Origin of the sequence: Legionella steigerwaltii (assembly GCF_001468065.1) — a bacterium.
In the GTDB taxonomy this organism is placed as follows: Bacteria; Pseudomonadota; Gammaproteobacteria; order Legionellales; family Legionellaceae; genus Legionella; species Legionella steigerwaltii.
The window spans coordinates 1-24874 of record NZ_LNYZ01000029.1 but is presented as its reverse complement, the minus strand read 5'-3'; the positions used below and the strand labels follow the sequence as shown (position 1 = coordinate 24874).

Sequence of the window (24874 nt, the reverse complement as noted above, 5' to 3'; positions counted from 1 at the left end):
GTACAATGGATTTCTACTGAGGTCTTAAGCTCTGCAAAACCATTAATCCTACAAATTGTAGATTTAATTTATTAAAAGCAATATGATTCATCAAGGAAACCAATATTTGACTTAGTAAGGAATCATCATGGCTTCATCACGCCTCGAGGTCCAAAAAATCATTCTTAGTGATAAGCTTACGGCCTTAATTAACACACCTCATGTTCGTTTTGATGAAATTAATGCAGCATTAGACGAGGAGCTTCGTACTGTTTCTGGAGGAAGAGCACTCGATCAGCTAACTGATTTCATTCACTTAGTTTCATTCATTAAAGCAAAACATTTTTCTAATCCGATTAGGGCTCTGCAACTATTTGCGGATAAAGAAACGCCCCCTGAAACACGAAAAGCTCTAATTAAAGCAATTGGGATGGCTCCTGAACGAGATGATAGAATTTATGATATCGTCTGTCTTTTAGCTCAAAATGATAAGCTTGTACGCTATTTCGACATGACACATCTGACTCCACTTCGTTTTGCTATGAGAGAAAGAGAGGATAGTTATGTGGAGGAACACAGCGCCTGGTATTTAGCTTTTGACTTATTTGGACTTTGTAAAAAACTGCCGCACGAATTAATTCCCTTAGTAGCAAAACTATTGAGCGCTACTTATCCTTCAACAGAGGATCTTCAAGCCCTCGAATTATTTTTTAACTATTTAGACAAATTCAAGCTGTTACAAAATGAAATAATAGCAGCAATGCTACCCCAACTAAAAAATAAAAAAAGCATAGAGAATCTTCAATCCCTGCTGATTTATTTACAACAAAATGATTTGCTGAAACCGCAAATTTTGGAGTACACCCTGCCTTTGTTACATCAGTTAGACGCGCTTAAGATTTTTTTCTCAGTCTATAGTGAAGAACTACGGTCAGCCAAATCCTGCCAAGAAACATTAGAAAAGCTCCCCCCATATTGTCAACTGTCTCTTCTTGAAGAAAGCAGTTTTGATGATGTGGTGACTACAAACACCCCATTACACCTAGCGGTTATTCAACGTAATCTTTTTAGTCTGAACCAAGCATTGCATTTAGCGAACGCCAAATTCCTTTTAGCAACCTCTTATGATAATACCGCCTTGGTATTAGCATGCAAGCTGGCTGATAAACAATCTGCGCAGCTTATTTTGTCACGAATGCGCGAGTTAGGCTGTGATGTAAATCAGGCGGATCACCATGGGATGACAGCGCTTCATTGGGCGAGATTTTATCATTTCGATGATTTGGCTACGGAACTTATTGCTGCAGGTGCCAAGGAGGAGTTAAAAGCAACAAATGGAAAAAACAGCATCTATTTCTCAAAACATCAATTTATACTCGCAGATTTTAAAATAGAGGGAGGGTCTGAAATTATTGAAGATAATTTCAAACTACACAATTGTGCCTTAACCGATATTGCCTTTCATGCAGAGAAAATTGCTTTAAATTTAAAATTAACTAACTCTGATGAGGTGATGGATTTGTATCAAAGTGACGAACGAGCTCAAATTCGTACCTCCAATCGGTTTTACTTGTTTTTTAAAACATTCCGTCCTCGATTAGTTGATTGGTTAGAAAAACAAAGAGAAATGGATTATCAAGTCAGTCATCAAGCTACTCCTAGCTAAACGTATGGTAGTTGTAGCCTGGGTGAAGCGCAGCGGACCCGGGATTCGAAACAGAATTCTAAACATGAATGAGATTTCAACCCTGGGTTCCGCTGCGCTTCACCCAGGCTACAATGTTCTATAGCACCCAGGAAGGTAGCTCATGAGGGTATTATTTTAATAAACTACCGGGTATTCTATATAAACACTATGTAAAACCTGTTGTCAGGTAAGGTAATTTGTATGAATCCTAGCTCTTGGTATTATCCTTCACTCATTGCTTTATGTCTTTATGGCGCCTGGGGATATTGGGGCACAAGAGCATCAAGTTTTATTAATCCTTTGTCCATCACGTTTTATTCAAGCATAGGCGTATTAATTTCAGGGGTCATCGCCTTGATATTACTAGATTTTAAACCGGATCTTTGCCCCAGAGGAGGGACCTATGGTTTATTGAACGGTTTGGCGAGTGGTATCGCCTGTATTTTTTTCATTTTGGCATTACGGAATGGACCTACAATGCCTGTGGTGCTCGTCACATCCATGTATCCTATGATTACTTTGTTGTTATGCGTTATATTTCTCAAACAAGGCTTAACCGTAAAGCATGGGCTAGGGATGGTTTTTGCGATTCTTGCTTTAATCTTATTTGCAACAGAATAATTGGATGATTGGTGCCCAGGGCCGGAATCGAACCGGCACGGAGGTTAAGCTCCGAGGGATTTTAAGTCCCTTGCGTCTACCTGTTTCGCCACCTGGGCAATCGAGTTATGGAGGCTGAGGCCGGAATCGAACCGGCGTACACGGCTTTGCAGGCCGCTGCATGACCACTCTGCCACACAGCCTCATTTGATACTTCTAATACGTCTATGTCTTTAAGCTCTAAAAAAAAAGCGACTTTCTTTGTCGCTTTAATTTGGAGCGGGAAACGAGACTCGAACTCGCGACCCCAACCTTGGCAAGGTTGTGCTCTACCAACTGAGCTATTCCCGCGTCTCTACGGGGTGTGATTCTACCGAAATTTAACACCCTGTCAATAATAAAATTAATTTTTTTTCGTTAATTCTGGCCAAGCAATTGCCAAGTAAATAATCATCGACCAAATCGTTAAAATTGCAGCCACATAAAGTAAGACAAAACCGAAAATACCACCCCAAGTATCTAACGAATTAAAAGCTAACAATAAAAATAAGGCGATCATTTGTAAAAAAGTTTTTATCTTACCAACATAACCAACGGTTACACTTGCACGTCGGCCAATTTCGGCCATCCATTCGCGTAATGCCGAAATAACAATTTCACGTCCAACAATTACAATAGCCGGAATAGTAATGTAATTAATTTCCTTAGCACCTACGAGCAACAATAAACTTGTAGAAACCAGTAACTTATCGGCAACAGGATCAAGAAAAGCACCAAAAGGAGACATCATTTTAAGTTTGCGTGCCAAATAACCATCTAACCAATCCGTAAAGCTAGCCGCAGCAAAAATACTTGCTGCCAACATATGCGCGAATGAAAACGGTAAATAAAATACGATAACAAATACCGGAATCAACACGATACGCAGTAAAGTTAATAAATTTGGCAAACTGGTTAATGTACTCAACGTTTGATACTCCCTTTACATATAACTAAATAAAGCAACTCCCATCCTATGTGTAGCGAAAAATTAAACCTAAGCCTGTTTATGGGGCAAAGTAAAATTCTACTGCTTAAACCACCCTGCAGGGATGATCAGAACACTTAACTTATGCTATACAACTTCATCTGCACCAAACAGTTAGCTACCTTTGGACAAATTTAAAAAATCCGCTACCTGTTTATAATCATCAAATACTGCTACTGCTCCAGCTGCTTTAAGAACAGCTTCTTCTTGTTGATGATAAATATCTACCCCTACAGCGGTTACTTGGACACTCTTTGCCATTTCCATATCAGTAAGTGAATCACCTATCATCAAGGTCGTAGCTGCAGTTCCACCGTATTCTTCAATAATTTCTTCCAACATTTGTGGGCAAGGTTTTGCTGGTACTTGTCCTGCAGAACGAGTTACTTTAAATAATTTATCAAGCCCAGCAGCTTGTAAGGCCCGAAACAAGGATTGATGTCCTTTGTTGGTTGCAACTGCCAGGTTTATCCTGGCTTCATGTAATTGATAGATCAGTTCACGTACTCCAGGCATCAAACATACATCTGAAGAACGAGAATGCATAGCCAATTGTACTGCTTGTAATAATTGTTGATGTTGTGGCGCAGTCAAATGAGGATATGTTTTTTTCAAAGCCTGTACCAAACCCAAGTCAACAAATTTTCTCGCTTGGTGAGGATCAAAATCACCAAATCCCAGCAAATTCGCTTCTGTAGCAACAACATGTAAAACGATCCCTAAAGTATCCGCAATAGTACCTTCCCAGTCAAATACTACTAAATCATATGGATTGCTCATTGCTCACTACGCTCCTCGCACGTAATAGTTTTAGTGCGGTAGAAAAATGGTTGTCTGCATCAGCTTGAAACAAATGCTTTGTGCCATTCAATTCAAATTGAATGGACCGTGCGTGTAAAAAAAGACGTTGATGCTGATTATCTATCCCTTCTACTTCTCCTGCAAGTGATCCATATTTTTTATCTCCGACTATAACATGGCCTAAATGCGCGCTATGTACGCGGATTTGGTGTGTACGCCCAGTTTTAGGACTGGCCTCAACCCAACATGCCTGTTGATAGTTTTCAAGAAGTTTAAATCGTGTTTCAGAAGCTTTCCCTTCTTCTTTAACGGATACAATACGTTCACCTGATTTTAAAGTATTTTTTTCAAGTGCAGCCCGAACAGTCACTTGTTTTTTACCTTCCCAGCGATGAGTCAATAACGTCCAATAAGTTTTTTGCACCTCACGCGACTCAAGTAATGCATGCATGGCCCTCAAAGTACTTCTTTTTTTTGCTAATAAAAGACACCCCGAAGTTTCCTTATCAAGGCGGTGGATCAGCTCCAAGTATGCTAAATCGTGTCTGGTCTTTCTCAACGCTTCGATTACTCCAAGACTCAAGCCACTTCCACCATGAACAGCAATACCTGCTGGTTTGTTAATTACCAGGAAACAAGAATCTTCAAAAATGATGCACTCTTTCAGTCGCTTAGCCAAAGCATCACCCACAAAGACTTCTTTTGATTCAGACACGCGAATTGGAGGAATACGAATACTATCTCCAGCATACAATCGTGAATTAATTTGCGCTCTTTTTTTATTAACTCGAACCTCACCGCCACGTATAATTCTATAGATATGGCTTTTGGGGACACCCTTTAAAATACGAATTAAGTAATTATCCAGACGTTGTCCTTCTTCTTCATTACTGATTTCTCTATAACTAACTTCACTCATTGTCAATAAACCTGTTTGCTGGACGTGATTTTTTTGATATGATCACCTATAGCGTGGGAAAATTTCCATGCAACCGAATTATAACGCATTTAAATAAAAAAAGCGTAACTATTTACTTTAAAGTATATGCTAATCATTGAGGAAGTTGAGCCTTGGCCCATCTAAATGAATGATTGAGTTACATAAAAATAGCGCTTCCATTTAAGCATAAAGATATAAGGAAGCGACCCAATGCCAGAGATAAATTGAGCATATTTTTGACAGAAACCTACGCATGCCAGACATGCTTTATACCGATTACGAATTATTTCAGGGCTTTCGCACGCCGTTGGCTACCTATTTCAACCCGTTTGATTTGTAACCAGTATATTTCACAGTATGCACCTCTCATTAGACCTCTTTCGAAACTCGCAGCAGAAAAACAAATGCACGAAAGAACTGTTGAACAGGGAGCACGCGTAAAGTCTGTTTATAAGGCTATGGGCTCGCATAAAGATCACATCGCTTATTGTTCAATACCAGGTGCTACTGATCAATTTCCGACTTGCGGCAACCCTCCCGGATTTTCAAACATTGCAACAAAGCATGCAGACGTGTGCCACGAAGCACAGAAAATCCAGACATCAGCCAAAAGCGTAGAAATATCAGTAAATCCAATTGAACCTCTAAGGTATTTTGAGCCTTATATTAGGGTTTTTTTATATTTCACTAGCAAAACTGGTATGATTTCCGAACACCGAAGCGCAGCATACATATAGTATGTGAGCATCGAAATGCAGAAAATCAAGCAAGTTTGGCCAAGATAGTAGAAATGTAAACAGCCCCTGTTTCAGCTTAAATGACGGCGCCCTAAATTATGGGGTAACAGATGGAAAAAATGTTAATCAATGCAATGCAAACTGAGGAAGTTCGTGTTGCACTTATTAAAGACCGTTATTTGTTTGACCTGGATATCGAATGTCCTGGTGAAATGAAAAAAAAGGGGAATATTTATAAAGCAACTGTCACGAGACGAGAACCAAGTCTCGATGCTGTTTTTGTAGAGTACGGCTCTAAACGCCAAGGCTTCTTGCCTCTTAAAGAAATTGCACCTGAATATTTAAGCAAAAATCCTGAAGAATTTGGCGATGAAAAACCACCAATCACCTCATTAATCCGTGAAGGTCAGGAATTGCTAGTCCAGGTTGACAAAGAAGAACGGGGCAGCAAAGGAGCTGCACTGACTACTTATATTACATTAGCAGGTTGCTACCTTGTTCTTATGCCTAATAATCCTCGTTCTGGCGGCATATCAAGACGTATCGAAGGTGAAGAACGTGATGAACTGCGTGAAACACTCAATGCACTGACTTTGCCCGAGGACATGGGACTAATTATCCGTACAGCGGGAGTAGGCAAAAGCCAAGAAGAATTACAAGATGACCTGGATATGCTGTGTAATCAATGGCAGTCTATCAAACAGGCTTATAACACAGAACTTGCACCTTCATTGATTCATCAAGAAGGGGATGTCATCATTCGTTCCATTCGTGATAATTTGCGTAAGTCTATCAGCGAAATCATCATCGACGATCAGATTTCTTATATTAAAGCCAAGCAATATATTGAGCGAGTAAAACCAGAATTCTTACCTAACTTGAAGCTCTATAACAGCAGCATCCCTTTGTTTAATTTCTATCAAATCGAAAGTCAGATAGAAACTGCATACCAACGGCAGGTTATGTTGCCATCTGGAGGTGCTTTGGTGATCGACAGAACTGAAGCCCTGGTTTCAATTGATGTCAACTCAGCTAAAGCAACTGGCGGAGCAGATATTGAAGCAACAGCATTCAATACAAATATCGAAGCAGCCGACGAAATTGCTCGTCAGTTACGTCTACGTGATTTAGGTGGCTTAGTTGTTATCGATTTCATCGATATGAGTTCCAGTAAAAATCAACGTGATGTGGAAAATCGTCTGAAAGAAGCATTACAGGCAGATAGAGCACGCATTCAGGTTGGCCGTATTTCCCGCTTTGGTCTTTTGGAAATGTCGCGCCAACGTCTGAGACTATCACTTGGTGAAAGTGCTCAGGAAGTGTGTCCACGTTGTGAAGGACGAGGTACTGTTCGTAACATTCAGTCTCATGGACTGTCAATTACGCGTCTTATTGAAGAAGAGGCATTAAAGGAAAAGACCGCTGAAATCCAAGTACAGCTTCCTGCAGAAATGGCAACCTTCATCATGAATGAGAAGCGCAGTTTCATTAAAGACATTGAAAAAAGACACAGTGTTTCGGTAATGATTATCGCTAATCCTTACATGCATTTACCACAGTACTCAATCACTCGTCTAAAAGAAGATAATGTAGGTAAATCGAAAAAGCCTAGTTATTCTTTAATACAACAACCAGAATTACATGTTCCCGGTAATGAGGCAGAAGGTTCTTTACGAGATGAACCAGCAGTCAAACCAATAACGGAACATCAACCGGTTAAAAGTGCTCAAACCAGCTTCATCAAACGCCTCTGGTCAAGTCTGTTTGGTGGGCATACTGATTCTTCGGTTGCAGCACCACAAAGCCAATCTAAAAGAATGCCAGGCCGACATCATGCTCAGGCAAAGACTTCCAAAGGCTCTGGTGACCGCAGATCGCAAAACAGAAGGCGTCGGCCCAGTGGTAACCAACAACAACGAAGCGGTGCAGGTAGTAGTTCAGCTTCCTCTAACCAGAATCGTAGAAGAACAGGCCAACAGCAGCAAGGAAATATCAAAGCGGTTGCTAAAGGAGAAGGGAATAAGAAAAGAGAAACTGCAGTAAAAGAATAAATTGACAGAATCGTAGCCTGGGTGAAGGCGCAAGTCGTAACCCGGGTTTTAGATAAAAAATTCACTTTTCATACCCCGGGCTCCGTTGCACGCCACCCAGGCTACAATTTGAGCCCCATGTGTGAATAGTTATTCTTCAATTAAAGCGTTCATTAGCTTTCAAATGAATCAAAAATTTTATAGTGTTCCTCTTCCACAACAAAAAAATATTCGACACAACAAGGAGCGTTTTAAATGATACCTGTAAAAGGCTATGCTGCTGAACGTGCGAAAGCACCACTCAAACCTTATTCATTTGTACGTCGTGATGTTGAAAAAAATGACGTGCTGATTGACATCCATTATTGTGGCATCTGTCACTCAGATATTCATCAGGTTAAAGATGAATGGGGCGGATCTTTATTCCCAATGGTTCCAGGTCATGAAATTATTGGTGTAGTCAGTCAAGTAGGTCCATTGGTCACTAAGTTTAAAGTAGGAGACCGCGTTGGTGTAGGTTGTTTTGTTGATTCGTGTCGACAATGTGGAAGCTGCCATGAAGGAATGGAGCAGTTTTGCGAAGGCGGAGTGACTTTAACTTATAACAATCTGGAAAAACGTAGTGGTACTTTGGCTCAAGGCGGCTATTCTACACAAATTGTGGTTGACGAAAATTATGTTCTAAACATTCCTGCAAATTTGCCTATGGACGCAGCAGCACCGCTGCTTTGTGCCGGAATTACCCTTTACTCCCCTTTAAGGCATTGGCATATTGGTCCTGGAAAACGTGTTGGTATTTTAGGATTGGGTGGACTTGGGCATATGGGAGTCAAACTAGCCCATGCAATGGAAGCTGAAGTTACCGTTTTAAGTCATTCGCTAAGTAAAGAAACTGATGGTCGACGCATGGGGGCCGATCATTTTTATGCTACTTCGGATCCGCAAACCTTCCAAAAGTTAAACAATTATTTTGATCTCATTATCTGTACCGTTTCTGCTAAAATCGATTGGAATGCATACATCCAATTACTCAAACGTGATGGGGCTATGGTTGTTGTTGGTATTCCCGAAGAATCTATTCCAATCAATGCATTTTCCCTAATCGCCAAACGTAGAAGTCTGGCTGGGTCAATGATTGGAGGTATTAAAGAAACCCAGGAAATGCTAGATTTCTGTGGCAAACACAACATAGCGTCTGATATTGAATTAATTCCCATACAACAGGTTAATGAAGCTTATGAACGTGTCGTCAAAAGCGATGTTCGCTATCGTTTTGTCATTGATATTGCCACTCTATCATAGAGTATCTAAATTTGTAGCCTGGGTGCAGCGTAGCGTAACCCGGGATCGTTGCCCACATATGGTTTTGATCCCGGGTTACGCTACGCTGCACCCAGGCTACGGTACTATTAGCTAAGGCACGGCAGTAAGTGATGCGGTCCCAAATAAACTCAAAATCAAGAATGCCAGGAAAATAACGATAAACAAAAAGAAGAGTACCTTAGCAATACTAGTCGCCGTGGACGCAATGCCGCGAAAACCAAATAAACCCGCAACAATGGCGACTACCAAAAAGATGAGCGCCCACTTTAACATGATGATCTCCTTATCTCGATCGATATTATTATCTTTTGATTATAGTTGAAAAAAATAGGAGCAACGGAAAACCACTAAACTACGATTGCTACGCTGTTATGATCAAGGGGACGGTCCGGGACGGACCCCAGTGTTTTTTGAACAATATGACTAATAATTAATGGGGTCCGTCCCGGACCGTCCCCCTGCGCGAAAACTTTCATGTCCGGAGTCCCGGGTTCCGCTGCGCTGCACCCAGGCTACAAAATCTACAAAATCATAAATCTGTGGCAACAGGATTAACACCAATATTGGGATTAATGCCGCAATCATCGAGAATTTTAAGTAAATTATTCCCTTTTTTGGTTAATCGTTTGATGCAATACTCTTCAAGATAACTTTTTAAAATATATTCATAATCAGGTAAAGTGAGAATTCTGAGTATTTTCTCTGCCATTTCCAAATGCCGCGCGTTTGTATAATTACAGGCTTGGAATAAAACACCACCCAACATTGCTGCAATACTGGCTTTTCGAACAGGATTGGCTAAATAAAATCGCTGAATGCATTCATCTATAGCCCGTTCCTTATCCCAAGATACCCACTCATCATAAAAGGCCATAGCAGGATCGGGATTAAAAAAATTGTTTTTTTCCAATTCTTGAATGGCATAAGCAACTGCTACAATTGCTTGGATATTGGCCCAAGAGCAATTACCGCTAATTTGCGAGCTAATTGGCATTTTTGCGACTGGAATCAATCCTAATTGCTGATTGATCACCTGATGGAAATAACGCCTAGGTTGTTTTTTATAGAGGAAATCTTGTAGAAAACGAGCATTCAGTGCTTCAAGATTATTAATTCTATAGATATTAACACTCCCTTCCTGCAGGCTGTTTTCACCTCGATCAATTTTAGCCCACCATGGACCCAAGCGAATAAATCCCATGGCATGTCCACGGCTTGCTGCCGGAAGAATCAACATAGGTGCCTTTAAAAATTCATTCAGGCGTCGTAAATGTTGTTCATTTAAAAAGGGTAAATGCTGATATTGTAAAAGCTCTTCTGAAATTGCAAATGCATCGACAATGGCATGTGCCAGCGGAAAATATTCACGCAAATGACGTGTTGAATAACTGTTGATAAAACGTCTTAGGGCATCTCTAATCACGGCAACAGTAAATTCAAGGATAAATCCTTCATAATCCAATTCAATAAATTCACCCTTAGCATTAACTATATCGACATCCCCTTGTAACTCAAAACGATGCCCAATGAGTTTGCCATTAATAAAATCAAGGGCAAAATCAAGTTTAGCCCCGTATTGATAGAGTAAGTGTTTGAGCGTCTCTTGATTGCGTAATACAGGATAAACTAATACAGAAAGTCCGTTGCGTGTATAAGCATTAGGATCTGCGCCACTATTTAATAACAACTGCGCCAACTCCACATCATTATTATCCACAGCCCAATGCAAAGGACCACGCCCCGTCACATCTGCTTTATTGACATTGACTTTACGAACAATTAATTCTTCAGCAATATGAATTTGCCGTGTAATAGCACACTCAATTAAGGGCGTAAAACCGTATTCGTCAATATCATCCAACGACTCCCCTGCTCGAAGATAAGCTTCAAAATCAGGCATCCGATGGCTGATTATGTCACTTGCAATTGTCATTAAGGACCTCTAGGTTTAGGTGTATTCGTGAATCGTGGCATATTACCCAAACGCAATTGCTTTTCTTGTTCCTGATTGCGTTGTTCGTTATCGAATTCACGTCGCGCATCAGTATTTAAAGGAGGCTCCGGATTTAAAGGAGAATCAATGCCGTCAAAACGCTGACTGTCTAATGCTGGGTGCTGTAAAATATTATTTTGCAACTCACCTTCAGGGCCGGGCGGAGCCTCTTCATTGGAGTGTTCACGTGCGTTCACGAGCGCTATCCGTCGCTCACCTTGCTGTTCGGCTAGACGTCTCTGTCGTTCCATCGCTTTGGTTTCAACCACAAGAAAAGAAGTTCTTGGTTCTGTGCGAGTGAGTACAGGAAGATCCGATACCTTTTTAAGCAAAACATATACCGCATTAATACCGCCATCACTAGGCTTTGCGCTATGAAAAGCAATTACCTCTTCGATTTGCGGTAACCAGTGATTTATTAAGTTCTTTAGCAGCGGAGGAGCATTTCTGGAGCTTTTTGTACCATGAACAATAAGTAAGGACGATTTATTCTTCTTCATTTGTTTTTGGATAAACTCCAGCAAAGCCCGACGAGCATCCTCTGGCTTTAAATTAGAGAGATCCAGTTTTGCTTCCCAAGGAATTTGTGCTGTTTTTAATTCATTAAACCGCTTACCAGAAACATTGGGAGTAACATAAGATAAAATACTGCTAGCGAGAACTGGCTCTTCAATATCATCGGTCAAATAATATTCATTTAGCATAGTTTAAAAATCCAATCGTGTTAATCAAAGTATAACTTAGGTTGTAAAAAGTAGGAGGATTTTTTTTAAAGTTCTGCTTATTGGTGTTACTGTAGCCTGGGTGCAGCGCAGCGGAACCCGGGGATAATGAATAAATAATAACTCCCGGGTTCCACTACGCTGCACCCAGGCTACAATAACACCAAATGTATTACAAAAATTCTCTTTGCAAAATTTCAGCAATTTGTACCGCGTTAGATGCCGCACCTTTGCGAATATTATCCGCAACAACCCACAAATTTAATCCATTAGGATGTGAAATATCTTGTCGAATTCGGCCAACAAACACCTCATCATGTCCTATAGCGTTTTTTAGGACAGTTGGGTAACTTGCCTTGCTCACATTATCAACTACCTTGACCCCTGGAGCTTTGGAAAGAATCTTACGTGCTTCTTCAGCAGTTAACGGCTTTTTTAATTCCAAATGGATGGCCTCAGAATGGCCGTAAATGACTGGCACTCTAACCGCTGTGGGATTGACCATAATGCTGTCATCTTCCATAATTTTACGCGTTTCCCACACCATTTTCATTTCTTCGCGGGTATATCCATTCTCTTCAAATTGATCAATATGCGGGATTGCATTAAAAGCAATCTGTTGTGGGTATACACTGATATTGGCAGGTCGCCCATTCAAAAGATCCCCTACTTGTGAAACAAGTTCGCTAATGGCTTTCTTTCCAGTACCTGAAACAGATTGATACGTAGCCACATTAATTCGAGCAATTCCTGCTGCATCATATATAGGCTTTAGAGCAACTACCATCTGAATTGTAGAACAATTAGGATTAGCGATAATGCCCCTATGTTTATATTCAACAATACGATGAGGATTAACCTCCGGAACTACTAAAGGAATGTCTTCTTCATAGCGAAAACAAGAACTATTATCAACCACAACACATCCACTTGCAGCAGCTTTGGGCGCGTATTCTTTAGATACAGAACCACCTGCTGAGAATAAAGCGATATCTGCTTTGCTAAAATCAAACTCAGCGAGGTCTAAAACGTCCAATTGCTCATTTCTAAACTCTACTGTTTTACCAACCGAACGAGAACTAGCTAATGGATAAAGATTTTTTATAGGAAATTTTCGCTCTTCCAATACGGTTAGAAATGTCTCACCAACTGCTCCAGTGGCGCCAACTATAGCTATATTTAATTCTCTGCTCATTCTTAACCTCTTCTGAATTCCATCATCATCCCCTCTCCCGTTTCGGGAGAGGGCTAGGGTGAGGGTATTTTTTAAATTAACTTTATCCCTCATCCGCCCCGCGGGCACCTTCTCCCAACGGGGGGAAGGGAAAATAATTAAGGAGGATTTAGGACAATGCCTTATTTCTCAAATAGTGATCCATCAACACTAAAGCCATCATTGCTTCAGCTATAGGCACAGCCCTAATTCCTACACAAGGATCATGCCGCCCCTTAGTTACTACAGTCACTTCGTCACCCGCAGTATTGATCGTCTTTCCAGGCGTAGTAATACTCGAAGTAGGCTTTAATGCAATACTCACTTCTATATTTTGCCCTGTAGAAATGCCACCCAAAATCCCGCCGGCATTATTACTAAGAAAACCCTGATGTGACATTTGATCACGATGTACAGAACCTAACTGATTCACCGCAGAAAATCCTGCACCAACTTCAACGCCTTTAACTGCATTAATTGACATCATAGCATAAGCTAATGTTGCATCCAGTCTATCAAATACAGGGTCACCTAATCCTACAGGTACATTTTTCGCAATCACATTAACCCGAGCGCCCACAGAATCTCCTTGGCGTCTTAAGCGTTCAATTGTCTCAGCAAGAGCCTGGATTTGAGTAGTGTTAGGACAGAAAAAAGAGTTATTATTAATCTCATTCTCATCAACAAAGTCCAAAATCAAATCGCCCATTTGCTGTAAGTAGCCCACGATTTCCAAGTTTAAATGGCGTTGCAAATACAAACGCGCAATCGCGCCGGCTGCTACGCGTGCGGCAGTCTCTCGCGCTGAAGAACGCCCACCACCACGATAATCTCTATGACCGTATTTATGATGATAGGTAAAATCTGCGTGACCTGGGCGAAATAAATTTTTGATTTCTTCATAATCCCGAGATCGTTGATCGGTATTATGAATCAATAAAGCAATGGGTGCGCCTGTCGTTTTACCTTCAAATACACCAGAAAGAATTTGTACTTTGTCTTCCTCTCGACGTTGTGTGGTGTATTTGGATTGTCCCGGCTTTCGTTTGTCCAGAAAGGGTTGAATATCTTTTTCTTGCAACATTAATCCTGGAGGACAGCCATCGACCACACACCCTATGGCTGGGCCATGGCTTTCACCAAATGTTGTCACCGTAAATAAAGTTCCAAATGTATTACCGGACATTAAAATACTCGCCTAGCTGCTGCTTCGTTAATAAAAATACACCTTGCCCACCGTGGCTCATTTCAAGCCAAGTAAAAGGAACATGGGGATAAGCTTCGCATAAAGCCGCTTCACTATTCCCTACTTCCACAATCAGGACACCCTCTTCATTTAAATAGTCATAGGCATTATGGAGAATTGTTTCGACAATGGCTAACCCATTATTACTGGTTTCCAAAGCTAAAACAGGCTCATGACGAAATTCATCGGGTAAAGTCTGCATCTCTTTTTTACCAACATAGGGAGGGTTGCTGACAATTAAATCATAGCCTAACTTTGGCACTTTGGAGAAACAATCGGATTCAATTAAAGTCAGTTGCTCTTCAACGTCTAACTGCTCGCGATTCATTGCAGCCACTGCGAGTGCTTCGCTGGAAATATCAACGGCATCGACCTGTGCCTCAGGAAAAGCATAACAACAGGCAATTGCAATGCATCCGCTGCCCGTACACAAATCCAAAATACGATGCACTTTATCCGCCTCGACCCAAGGAGAAAATTCATTTTTTATAAGTTCTGCTATAGGTGAGCGAGGAATAAGTACCCGTTCATCCACATAAAATGGAATATCGCAGAAATAAGCTTCTTTAATCAAATAAGGAACCGGCACCCGTTGATTAATACGCTTATCCAATTGCTGGTATAAATATTTCTTTTCACTTGTAGTTAAACGTGCATTAAGCCAATTTGATTCTAAATCGTAAGGCAAAGACAAGCTTCTCAGGATTAATGAATGCATATCATCCCAAGCATTATCGGTACCATGGCCATAATATAAATTCGCATGCATTGCACAGGACACACTAAAACGTAGAAAATCCAAAATCGTGACTAACTCTTCCGTTTCTTTAAGTATATAATTGCTCATGGTGCTTAGCTTCTCATCCAGAAAAAGTACAAATTGTACCCTATGTTAATCAACAAAAGTAGTCTGACTCTTGGATAACCTGAGTACAGTACAGCGGAACCCGGGTTACGGCTTCGCCTTCACCCAGGCTGCAACACCATAATACGACGTAGCCTGGGTGCAGCGTAGCGAAACCCGGGTTACGGCTTCGCCTTCACCCAGGCTACAACACCATAATACGACGTAGCCTGGGTGCAGCGTAGCGAAACCCGGGTTATACTTCAATTATCACTTATTATTTCTAGTACACTATGGCTGACGATTTTTTGTCCGATGAAGACAAAGCTCTGTTTCGCGAATACACGCGTTCTGTAAAACCATTGAATGAACAAACAAAGCGGGTAAAAGTTTCTCAGCCTAAGCCTTCCATCCCACCTAAAAAAAAGACGCCACAAAAAACACAAGAAAAAAAAGAGTATTACTTATCCGATATGATTGTCGATACAGTTCTTTCCGAAACAATCCTCTCCTATTGTCATCCCAGTCTTTCCAGCCAAAGATTTAAAGCATTAAAAAATGGGCAAATCCCATGGGAAGCCCGATTGGATTTACATGGTTTAAAAAGTGAAAATGCCCGTGATACTTTGTGCCAATTTATTCAAACCCAAGCTGAAAACAACAAAAGATGTATTTTGATTATTCACGGTAAAGGCGGCTATCTTGGCGCACCCCCTGTTATTAAAAATTTACTGAATCGCTGGTTACCCCAGTTAGATGAGGTCTTGGCTTTTCATAGTGCGCTCCCGAAAGATGGAGGAAGTGGTGCGGTCTATGTGCTGCTTAAACGAAAGAGATAATTCATGTAGATTTTTATGTAGCCTGGGTGAAGCGCAGCGAAACCCAGGTTTATGGATATGACTGAACTGTTCAATCCCGGGTTTCGCTACGCTTCACCCAGGCTACTTTTAAATGCTTCCTTTACTTGCGTTAAAGCCTCATTCTGGTGATAATTCGCTACATTAATAAAATATCAAGAGAGAACATGGAACACTTAGGTCAATTTATAATACATCATTGGCAGCTATGGCTCGCCTTTATCGTGATTTTATTTTTAGTATTTATCAACGAACTGGTTACCCAGAAAAAGAAAGCAAAAGAACTCACGCCTCAAACTGCTGTTGATTTAATCAATAATGAAAATGCAGTAGTCATTGATTTGCGTGACAAAGAAGCTTATGCGAAAGGACACATTATTGATTCAGTCCATGCTAAAAGCGAAGATTTTGAACAACAGAAAATGAATAAGTATAAAAATAAACCCATTATTCTGATCGCCGCACGTGCTTTTGATGCTCAGGCAATTGCCAACAAAATTCGTGCTCAAGGTTTCCAACCCCATGTACTCGGTGGTGGGATCGCTGCTTGGCAAAATGCCGAATTACCCTTAGTTAAAGGAAAATAAGTTTATGGCTGAAGTCATTATATACAGTACCGCTTATTGTCCGTACTGTATCCGAGCGAAAGAGTTATTACAGCAAAAACATGTTTCATTTACAGAGATTCGTGTTGATATTCAACCCGAATTACGTGATGAAATGATAACCAAAAGTGGTAGACGTACCGTACCGCAAATCTTCATTAATGGCCAACATGTTGGTGGCTGCGATGATTTATATGCCCTGGATGCCCAGGGAGAACTCGATAAATTACTAAGAGGATAGCAATATCATGAACGAACAAACAAATCAGGCACAACAAAATCAAAATGAAACACAATTCATGATTCAAAGAATTTATACTAAAGATTTATCTTTTGAAACGCCTAATACACCTGCTGTATTTCAACAACAATGGGAACCTGAACTGAATCTTGAACTCAATACCGCCAATACAAAACTTGAAGAAGGTGTTTTTGAAGTTGTATTAACCGTTACTGCAACAGTAAGCAATAAGAAAACAACTGCGTTTCTTGTTGAAGTCAAACAAGCAGGTATTTTTACCATTCAAGGCGCTCCAGCGAATCAACTGGATCATTTATTAAACAGTTTCTGCCCCAATATTTTATTCCCTTATGCTCGTGAAGCCATTACGTCACAAGTAATTCGTGGCAGTTTCCCACAACTGGTACTGGCACCTATTAATTTTGACGCTTTATACATGCAACAACTTGCAGAAAAACAAAAAGAAGGTCAAGCTTAAGGAAATCTAACACCATGTAGCCTGGGTGCAGCGCAGCGAAACCCGGGTTACGGCTTCGCCTTCACCCAGGCTACAGCTAATTCTTGTTTAAGAACATAAAATGAACAAAAAAACTATTGCTATATTAGGTGCCGGCTCTTGGGGCACTGCAGTTGCAATTCACCTCGCCCAAGAGGGGCATCGTATTTTATTGTGGGGGCATGACCCACAACACGTAGCGCTTATGAGGGAAAAAAAAGCAAACCCGCGCTATTTACCAGATATCGATTTTCCTAATACTTTGGAACCCTCCGCTGATTTTGATCAATGTATTAGTGAAGCCAACTACGTCATTATTGCGGTTCCCTCTCATGCATTTGCCGAAGTCATTGCAAAAATAAAAAAACCACCCCAAGGCTTAGCCTGGCTGACTAAAGGCATCGATCCACAAAGCCATCAATTATTAAGTAATTTAGTAAGCCAAACTTTTGGTTCTGCTTTTCCTCGAGCAATTATTTCGGGTCCATCGTTTGCCAAAGAAGTAGCTCATTTTTTACCTACTGCCGTGACTTTAGCTTCCAATGATCCTAAATATCAAAAAAACATTCGCGAATTACTTCATCACCACAATCTGCGCGTTTATCTGAGTGACGATCTGATCGGGGTTCAAATTTGTGGTGCGATAAAAAATGTCTTAGCTATTGGCTGTGGAATCAGTGATGGTTTAGGCTATGGTGCGAATGCCAAAGCGGCATTAATAACACGCGGCTTGGCAGAAATGGAGCGCCTGGGCCTTGCTTTGGGAGCACGCGCAGAGACGTTTCTTGGTTTAGCGGGTGTTGGTGATTTAGTATTGACCTGCACGGATGATCAATCACGCAATCGTCGCTTTGGTTTACTTTTAGGACAAAACATTAGTATCACCGACGCTGAAAAACAAATTGGCCAAGTTGTAGAAGGGAAATATAACGCATCACAAGTTTGCTTCATCGCCCAGCAATATCAAGTAGAAATGCCTATATGTGAGCAAATTAATGCGCTGTTACAAGGCAAAATTAATGCAAAACAGGTAGTGCAAAATCTGATGAGCCGCCCACCTAAGGAAGAGTAACCCCACCCCGGGTTACGGCTACGCCTTCACCCAGGCTACACGATACCACATAAAGTAGCCTGGGTGCAGCGCAGCGAAACCCGGGGTATGGGAGCATGATTGGTTATATAAATCTCGAACAAGCATCAGCTCTTCAGAGTTACATAAATGATTAAGACTTAACATCCACCAGCTCAATATCATCCAATGCCAACTGCTCACCCAAAAATATCTCGCCTATAATCTGGAAGCGCTTAATGGAGTCGGTTACTAAATAAGTTACTTTTCTACTCAAGGAAGGAGCATCATTCAGCAAATCCTGCTTTTCAAGCAACTGATACAATGCAAGCGACGTTGCATGTGCTGAATCCACTATAGTGACCCCTTGAGGTAATAAACTGGTTAACAAAGACTTAAACACTGGGAAATGAGTACATCCCAACAAAACAGTATCCTCGTTAGTAAACCCATCCAGATAATGTTTTAACGCTTCACGCGCCACTTGATTGTTCACCATACCTTCTTCTGCTAAAGCAACCAAAACACTGCACGCACGGGTATTAATGACTGCCTGGGGTAGTTTTTGGATAATCAGCTTCTGGTATGCATTTGATGCAATGGTTGTTTCAGTCGCCAAAACAATAATATGTTTGTTTTCAGTTGCCGCAACAGCTGCTGCAGCTCCAGGGGCAACCACACCAAGTACGGGCATGTCGGGGAGCATTTCCTGCAAATACGGCAATGCGGCAGTAGTTGCGGTATTACAAGCGATGACTAAAGCCTTAATCCGCCGCTCTACCAGCAATTTTGCCATTTGCATTGCATATTGTTTTACAGTATCCGGGCTTTTAGTACCGTAAGGAAGCCGAGCCGTATCCCCTAAATAGATAAACGATTCTTGCGGCAATCCCTCTCGCAATGCACGCAAAACCGTTAGACCGCCCATCCCTGAGTCAAATACACCAATCGCCAGTTGGTTTGAATTCAATTATATCCCCTTTGTTATTAGTCGTTGCCATCTCCACCACCACCAAGAGAAGGAGCACGAGAACGAGACTCCTGCGATCCTTGTACGGCTATATTCTTCGTCGCAGTTGTTTCAATATCCACCGGTCTACCTTCAGTCATTTTACTTCTGTAGTGTTGCGTGCCTTTTTCTGCAGCTTTCTCCAGTTTTTCTTTTTTCTTGGTATCAACCAAAGCTTTAAACTCAGCTATTTGCGCATCAACAAGCCCGCTGGCTGTACCTTTGAATACTTTATTATAAACAGAATCAGCCGTATAACTTCCTTTCCAATCTGTTTGCGGATCCTTATAATGCCTCCAAGCACAAGTATTCTTTTTACTATATGCAATATCATTTTTAGTAACTTTAGGGTCGTGGTACTCACCCAGAAGATTGACTGCCGTCCATAAATATTTTAAGTGTTTCTCCGACGCCGCCCCACTCTTACCATTTAATAGAATTTTACTCTTCCCATCCCAGTCTTGTAACAACTTTTTAGCTGTAATCATACATTGTTCTGCTAAATAGTTACTATCTGTAGCGGGAACAGCTAAACTTACCGTTAAAGCCCTATCACCTTTTACTTCCTTGCCTACTAATTTTGGGTTAGAAGCAGTTATAGGATGATAATCAATGGTTACCCGTGCTTTAGACTCTGTTCCAGTAGTTCCATCTGGATTTTCTTTGACATGGACTATATCAACACCAAGTACTTTACCTTCTTTGGGTACGTCGAGTAGTTTAAATCTCGGGGTATCATCATCAACATTAGTAGTCAATCCCGTCATGCCGACACTTGCTCCAGGATTGTCTGGAATTGGTACTGTTTTTTCCTGACCTTTGGTAATTTCCGAGTAAACAATAGTATCTGACTGCGACACAACAGTTGCCTGACGCTTCATAAGCTTTTCAATACTTCTTAAGGCGCCATCTTCTCCGTTTATTTGTTGTTTCAGTCCTTTATAAAACTCCAACTGTTCATCAATATTTTCTATTTCTTCATTTAACGCTTCATGTAGCTTTGTTATTTCTGCTATTACTTTTTTACGAGCTTCAGTACCATCGTCAGCAGGTATAGGCGTCTTTTCAATACGCACTTTAAGATCAAGTTTGGCATTCTCTAAATGCTCTATGATCGTAGCAGATTCCTTTGCCAGTTTGCTATATTTCCCTATCATTTCCTGAGCTTTATGCTTTGCATTTGCTTCATTTGCAGCGTTATACAAAATAGGGAGTGATGAAAGCTCATCATTAAGCTCTTTTAAATATCCTTTATGTTTTTCAATCGTCGACGTAGTTTTTTTCAGTGCCTTTAAGTCTTTATTGATTCCTTCTATAGTCTCAAGCATGTTTTCATTAGTATCAAAATGAGCTTCAATTCTAAAAGCTTTTAATTCTCTGAATACCTCGGGCGTAAACTCTCTACTCAACTGCTCTTTCATTGTCTTAGCAGGATCAGTCGATGCGTTTGGAATTAATGTATCAAGAAAACCATGAACATTAGTGCTTTTATAAAATGCTTGATAAATCTGCTTGATACCCACCATGTTGTTATGGAGGGGAGTGTCCACGACACTGGTACTCATGGTATAGGTCGTTCCATCTGCCCGTGTAGTAAGAGTATGTGTGCCTTCTACTCTAGCCAGAATTTCCACAAATTTTTTCTGTGTGGGGGAAAGACCACCACCATTCTTCGTCCAAGGAGTAGCATCTGCAAGAGCAGCAAATAAAGGCTGGTTATTCACATGTGTACCTTGAATCTTGGCAGATATTGATGTAAGAGCAGCATCAACTGGCGTATTATTGTTGTGAGCTTGTAGATTAAAAGCTTGATAAAATGGATCATCATTCCTTTTACCAAGGGCAGTAGCAATGTCATCAATAAGGAACTTATAATTTCCAGCAGTTGTTATATCAAATGTTCCTGGATTATGTCTTCGATTTAATAAAGCTGTATTTATTTGATCAATCTTATCTTGGGTAAGAGCATCATCACGGCCTGCCAAAACTTTAGCTACTTCAGGATTACGAATTTGCCTAAGCAAAGCAGCTCGTTCATTTTCAGCAAGTAATAAATCAAAGTTCAGCGGGTCACCTTTAGAATCTGTAGTTTCCAAATGAGACTTAAGCTCTGCCTCAGTTTGTAAACTCATTAGCAGATCAACCTTTTGACGGTCTATATCCATTCCAGTGGCGGGGGGTGCTTTCTTTTTAAGTAGCTCATTTTGCTTTGCATCGGGTAATTTTTTAAATATTTCAACTAATTGTTTATGAGCATTTTCGCCTAGGCGAGCTTTTGCAAATTCTTTAACCCCATCTTTAAAATCTTTTTCACGACCTTTTCGGTTTAAGGCCTCTGCCTGCTCATTAACTGCCTTTGTTAATGCAGGTAAGTCGTCTTTCTTAAGAAAATCAAATGTAACTCCTGGAACTGCGAACTTTTCTGCGAGCGTTTTTCGGAAACTTGCAACATTTGAAGTAGAAGCCGAGTTTTGTAATGCTTTTAGATTAACAATAGAAGGATCAGGACCAGGTGCCGCCGCCACTGCAGTCCTACCTATTTTTCCAATTATATTTTTCGTTAACTCGACTTTAATTGCGGCTACGTTGCCCTCGGTTAAAGCCTTACCGGTAATAGTCTTATCATCAGGATCTATAATTATGAGATCTACGCTAGTTTTTAGCAGATCCTTATCTGTTGCTTTCAATGCGTTGGCTAGGTTTACACTATCAAGCCTTATATCTTCACCTGATATCTTTGCTTTCAGATATTTTTCACATAATCTTTGTTGATGCTTCTTTCCCAGTGCCTCTTTTTGTTCTCTAGTTAAACCTCCCATTCTGTCCTTATATTTGTTCGAAGGGTCCTCAGGCATATTAGCAGCTAAGTCAGTAAAAAAATCTTCTGGCCCTTTTTTGAGCATATCTTTTAATGCTAAAAGCACTGGGGCTTTAGCATTACTTTCAAATACTTGCAGTTGTCTCTCAAACTCAGCTATGGCCTTTTCATCAAGTAGGGCTTTTTCTCGTTCCTTAGCTTTTGTATCTACTGCAGCACCTCCGCCATCTATAGTCAAAGCATTAGCAAAAGTATCGGGAGTCAGTCCCTTTGCTTGGAGATTAAATTGCAGTTCAGTAACAATTGCTTTTGCAGTTCTTTGTAGTTTTACGGGATCATTACTCGCATATGCTTCTTTTAGGTCTTTAAATAATTGAAGATTTTTTAGTTCAGGTTTGCTAACAAGTTCAAGTAATAGAGCGTTTGCATTATCATTCAAAACTTTTCGCTGAGCTTTAGCTTTATCAATTATTTCTGTAGATAACTCTAATGCCAAACTATCAGCAAACTTATCTTGTTGTGCTAGGGGGATCCCACCCGCAGTAGCAAGCGCTTTTGCGGCTGTTTTAATACCTCCTATATCCCTGTTTGCGTGTGCAGTAATTAAAGCATCAAATAATTTAGGATCGTTCAGTCTAGGTGTGGCCATCAATTTAAGTAATAGCTTGTTTGCTGCTTCTGTTTTAATTCTAGTTAAGGAATCTTTAGTCAGGATGTCTTCATTGGCGGTTGGGGTCCACCCACGTATCCCATTTAAATTAAATCTCAAAGTAGGTGATTTTGATTCTAAGTAGTCTCTAAGTAATTTTCCATTGTCTGTGAAATCAGTTGTTAAAATACCAATTAAAGTGTCGGAATCAGCATTTTCTAAGCTAAATTTGACGCGTTGCTCGGCGGCTACTTGCTTCATGGTTTTAAAAGATGGGGCTGCAGCCATATTTAACCAGTCACCAGTTCCCCAGGAAGCTGCTGCAACCAGATTGGTGACATTTCCATCAAATGAGGTCCAAAATCCATTATGAGTCCTAACGGCACTTTCAAAAGAAATTTGCTCATCTGGATTAGCTGCCAATATGGCATCTAATGCATCATCTCTATTTTTTGGCGGGTGAACAGTTCTTAGCTGTTCCGTTTTCTTTAACGCATCTAAAAATTCTTGATTCTTAACAGCCATAATTTCACACTCCGCAAACCATTATGTATTTATTTTAAACTTATTTTATTAAAATAACCTTAAATTTAATTACTTCAGCACATCTTGCTTGAATAAAGGCGGTAAGATGGACTAACGTTATAACATTATTATAGCAAGATTAAAGGATTAAGTGGTGAAAATCATACTAACTGGACTATTATTTGCATTAATAAATTGTGTACATGCTCAAGGTTGCGTCATTGGTGAGATTCCTTCACAACCGCGTTATGTCTGTTTTGATGGCAGAACGCTGCAGCTTGCGGAAGATGGTCATTACCGCTGGAACGCGAAAAGAGGCTGTTTTGTCAGCGCTGTTCCCTGCTGTGCGTATAAAGCGACCCATTATGCATTTTATCCCAACCCCGCTAAGATTGGCGCCGCATATGCTCGTTGCCGCCATGATTACCCCTTCCATTTAGGGGAAATGCAAACGCATTAATTAAAACGCCACAACTCCCGGGTTCCGCTGCACTCCACCCAGGCTACATATATACTTGTAGCCTGGGTGAAGGCGAAGCCGTAACCCGGGAGTGGATTCTCAAAAGCGGAATGTAAAAAATTTGGAAATTATTTACTTCTCATTTTTCTAACCCTTTGATATTCTGGGCATAGGAAATCCAACCTCTACAATAATATGGTTCATTATCGACGTGATCTTACTGCCGGTGGTATGTATTTTTTTACTCTAACCTTACGCGACCGACACTCCAATTTACTTACCATGTACATCAAAAATTTAGGTAATGCATTTAGATCAGTTCGTAAAAATGCTTATTTTGATATGAATGCTTTTGCTATATTGCCGGAACATCTTCATGTGATTTGGCAATTACCCAATAATGATTTTGATTATTCCCGGCGTTGGCTTTTAATAAAAGCTCATTTTACTCGATCCTTAATAAAATCTGGATTACCACTACAACCCAATCAACGGGGTGAATATAACTTATGGCAAAGAAGATTTTGGGAGCATCGAATACGGGACGAATTAGACTATCAAAGGCATGTTGAATACATTCATTTTAATCCAGTAAAACATGGGTTAGTAGAGTCACCTAAGGAATGGCCATATTCGAGTATTCATCAATTTATTCGTCAAGGAATTGTTGATCCAAATTGGGGCGGGACAGCTTTTGAAGGAAATTTTGGTGATGTAGTGTAAACCCGGGTTCCGCTACGCTGCACCCAGGCTACATTACATCGCCTTATTTGTAGCCTGGGTGAAGGCGAAGCCGTAACCCGGGGTTCAGAAAAAAAATCATGCTCCCTTAACCCGGGTTCCGTTGCGCTGCACCCAGGCTACATTACATCGCCTTATTTGTAGCCTGGGTGAAGGCGAAGCCGTAACCCGGGGTTCAGAAAAAAAATCATGCTCCCTTAACCCGGGTTCCGCTGCGCTGCACCCAGGCTACATTGCATCGCCTTATTTGTAGCCTGGGTGA

22 protein-coding genes and 3 tRNA genes are annotated in these 24874 nt (G+C 40.7%); 11 read left to right on the top strand and 14 right to left on the bottom strand.

The genetic code is table 11. The features are described from left to right. The first annotated feature begins 127 nt into the window (after window positions 1–127). Window positions 128–1645 carry a Dot/Icm T4SS effector AnkQ/LegA10 gene (ankQ, locus tag Lstg_RS14005; protein WP_058478296.1) on the top strand — a complete coding sequence of 506 codons (1518 nt, stop codon included), beginning with the start codon at window positions 128–130 and terminating at the stop codon, window positions 1643–1645. 222 nt (window positions 1646–1867) lie between these two features. Next, a complete protein-coding gene (locus Lstg_RS14000; protein ID WP_058478295.1) occupies window positions 1868–2287 on the top strand; it encodes an EamA family transporter in 420 nt (139 codons plus the stop codon). A 9-nt stretch (window positions 2288–2296) separates the two neighbouring features. On the opposite strand, the gene Lstg_RS13995 is transcribed toward Lstg_RS14000, so the two are convergent. From Lstg_RS13995 to Lstg_RS13970, 6 genes are all read right to left on the bottom strand, one after another. Next, window positions 2297–2385 (bottom strand) — tRNA-Leu (locus tag Lstg_RS13995). Window positions 2386–2395: 10 nt separating this feature from the next. Beyond that, window positions 2396–2469, bottom strand: a tRNA-Cys gene (locus tag Lstg_RS13990). 72 nt (window positions 2470–2541) lie between these two features. Continuing rightward, window positions 2542–2617, bottom strand: a tRNA-Gly gene (locus Lstg_RS13985). 52 nt (window positions 2618–2669) lie between these two features. Beyond that, window positions 2670–3233 carry a CDP-diacylglycerol--glycerol-3-phosphate 3-phosphatidyltransferase gene (gene pgsA / locus Lstg_RS13980; RefSeq protein WP_058478294.1) on the bottom strand — a complete coding sequence of 188 codons (564 nt, stop codon included), beginning with the start codon at window positions 3231–3233 and terminating at the stop codon, window positions 2670–2672. A gap of 174 nt (window positions 3234–3407) precedes the next feature. After that, a complete protein-coding gene (locus tag Lstg_RS13975) occupies window positions 3408–4073 on the bottom strand; it encodes an HAD family hydrolase (RefSeq protein WP_058478293.1) in 666 nt (221 codons plus the stop codon). Further along, on the bottom strand, window positions 4057–5013 hold the full coding sequence (locus Lstg_RS13970; protein ID WP_058478292.1) for an RluA family pseudouridine synthase: 957 nt from the start codon (window positions 5011–5013) through the stop codon (window positions 4057–4059). Before Lstg_RS13970 ends, Lstg_RS13975 begins: the two co-directional genes overlap by 17 nt. An 868-nt stretch (window positions 5014–5881) precedes the next feature. Here Lstg_RS13970 and Lstg_RS13960 point away from each other — a divergent pair. Together Lstg_RS13960 and Lstg_RS13955 are read left to right on the top strand one after the other, a co-directional pair. After that, a complete protein-coding gene (locus Lstg_RS13960) occupies window positions 5882–7822 on the top strand; it encodes an Rne/Rng family ribonuclease (protein ID WP_058478291.1) in 1941 nt (646 codons plus the stop codon). A gap of 234 nt (window positions 7823–8056) precedes the next feature. Continuing rightward, complete coding sequence (locus tag Lstg_RS13955; protein WP_058478290.1) at window positions 8057–9103, top strand: NAD(P)-dependent alcohol dehydrogenase; 1047 nt, start codon at window positions 8057–8059, stop codon at window positions 9101–9103. A gap of 111 nt (window positions 9104–9214) precedes the next feature. On the opposite strand, the gene Lstg_RS13950 is transcribed toward Lstg_RS13955, so the two are convergent. The 6 genes from Lstg_RS13950 to prmB form a co-directional block, all read right to left on the bottom strand. Next, the gene (locus Lstg_RS13950; RefSeq protein ID WP_058478289.1) at window positions 9215–9397 is read right to left on the bottom strand and encodes a DUF1328 domain-containing protein; all 183 of its coding nucleotides are present in this window, start codon (window positions 9395–9397) and stop codon (window positions 9215–9217) included. Window positions 9398–9653: 256 nt separating this feature from the next. Beyond that, window positions 9654–11057, bottom strand: coding sequence for a Dot/Icm T4SS effector AnkH/LegA3 (gene ankH, locus Lstg_RS13945; RefSeq protein WP_058478288.1), 1404 nt, complete (start codon window positions 11055–11057; stop codon window positions 9654–9656). After that, window positions 11057–11821, bottom strand: a complete 765-nt coding sequence (locus Lstg_RS13940; RefSeq protein ID WP_058478287.1) for a Smr/MutS family protein — start codon at window positions 11819–11821, stop codon at window positions 11057–11059. Before Lstg_RS13940 ends, ankH begins: the two co-directional genes overlap by 1 nt. 190 nt (window positions 11822–12011) lie before the next feature. Further along, the gene (locus Lstg_RS13935) at window positions 12012–13034 is read right to left on the bottom strand and encodes an aspartate-semialdehyde dehydrogenase (protein WP_058478286.1); all 1023 of its coding nucleotides are present in this window, start codon (window positions 13032–13034) and stop codon (window positions 12012–12014) included. A 148-nt stretch (window positions 13035–13182) separates the two neighbouring features. Beyond that, window positions 13183–14238 carry a chorismate synthase gene (gene aroC, locus Lstg_RS13930; protein WP_058478285.1) on the bottom strand — a complete coding sequence of 352 codons (1056 nt, stop codon included), beginning with the start codon at window positions 14236–14238 and terminating at the stop codon, window positions 13183–13185. After that, window positions 14228–15145 (bottom strand): 50S ribosomal protein L3 N(5)-glutamine methyltransferase, encoded by a 918-nt coding sequence (gene prmB / locus Lstg_RS13925; protein ID WP_058478284.1) that lies wholly within the window; start codon window positions 15143–15145, stop codon window positions 14228–14230. The genes aroC and prmB overlap by 11 nt, the downstream gene beginning before the upstream one ends. 290 nt (window positions 15146–15435) lie before the next feature. On the opposite strand from prmB, the gene Lstg_RS13920 reads away from it, so the two are divergent. From Lstg_RS13920 to Lstg_RS13900, 5 genes are all read left to right on the top strand, one after another. Further along, window positions 15436–15981, top strand: a complete 546-nt coding sequence (locus tag Lstg_RS13920; RefSeq protein ID WP_058478283.1) for a Smr/MutS family protein — start codon at window positions 15436–15438, stop codon at window positions 15979–15981. Window positions 15982–16166: 185 nt separating this feature from the next. Further along, complete coding sequence (locus Lstg_RS13915) at window positions 16167–16586, top strand: rhodanese-like domain-containing protein (protein WP_058478282.1); 420 nt, start codon at window positions 16167–16169, stop codon at window positions 16584–16586. A gap of 4 nt (window positions 16587–16590) precedes the next feature. Continuing rightward, on the top strand, window positions 16591–16845 hold the full coding sequence (gene grxC / locus Lstg_RS13910; RefSeq protein ID WP_058478281.1) for a glutaredoxin 3: 255 nt from the start codon (window positions 16591–16593) through the stop codon (window positions 16843–16845). Window positions 16846–16852: 7 nt separating this feature from the next. Continuing rightward, window positions 16853–17323 carry a protein-export chaperone SecB gene (gene secB, locus Lstg_RS13905; protein ID WP_058478280.1) on the top strand — a complete coding sequence of 157 codons (471 nt, stop codon included), beginning with the start codon at window positions 16853–16855 and terminating at the stop codon, window positions 17321–17323. A gap of 100 nt (window positions 17324–17423) precedes the next feature. Then, window positions 17424–18413 (top strand): NAD(P)H-dependent glycerol-3-phosphate dehydrogenase, encoded by a 990-nt coding sequence (locus tag Lstg_RS13900; RefSeq protein ID WP_058478279.1) that lies wholly within the window; start codon window positions 17424–17426, stop codon window positions 18411–18413. Between the two features lie 151 nt (window positions 18414–18564). On the opposite strand, the gene murI is transcribed toward Lstg_RS13900, so the two are convergent. Both murI and Lstg_RS13890 read right to left on the bottom strand, forming a co-directional pair. Continuing rightward, entirely contained in the window at window positions 18565–19380 is an 816-nt protein-coding gene (murI, locus tag Lstg_RS13895) for a glutamate racemase (protein WP_058478278.1), read from the bottom strand. A 17-nt stretch (window positions 19381–19397) separates the two neighbouring features. Further along, window positions 19398–23147, bottom strand: coding sequence for a hypothetical protein (locus Lstg_RS13890; RefSeq protein ID WP_133129219.1), 3750 nt, complete (start codon window positions 23145–23147; stop codon window positions 19398–19400). 415 nt (window positions 23148–23562) lie between these two features. On the opposite strand from Lstg_RS13890, the gene Lstg_RS13885 reads away from it, so the two are divergent. Next, window positions 23563–23871, top strand: coding sequence for a hypothetical protein (locus tag Lstg_RS13885; protein ID WP_058478276.1), 309 nt, complete (start codon window positions 23563–23565; stop codon window positions 23869–23871). A gap of 195 nt (window positions 23872–24066) precedes the next feature. Then, entirely contained in the window at window positions 24067–24594 is a 528-nt protein-coding gene (locus Lstg_RS13880) for an REP-associated tyrosine transposase (RefSeq protein WP_058478275.1), read from the top strand. Window positions 24595–24874: the final 280 nt, after the last annotated feature.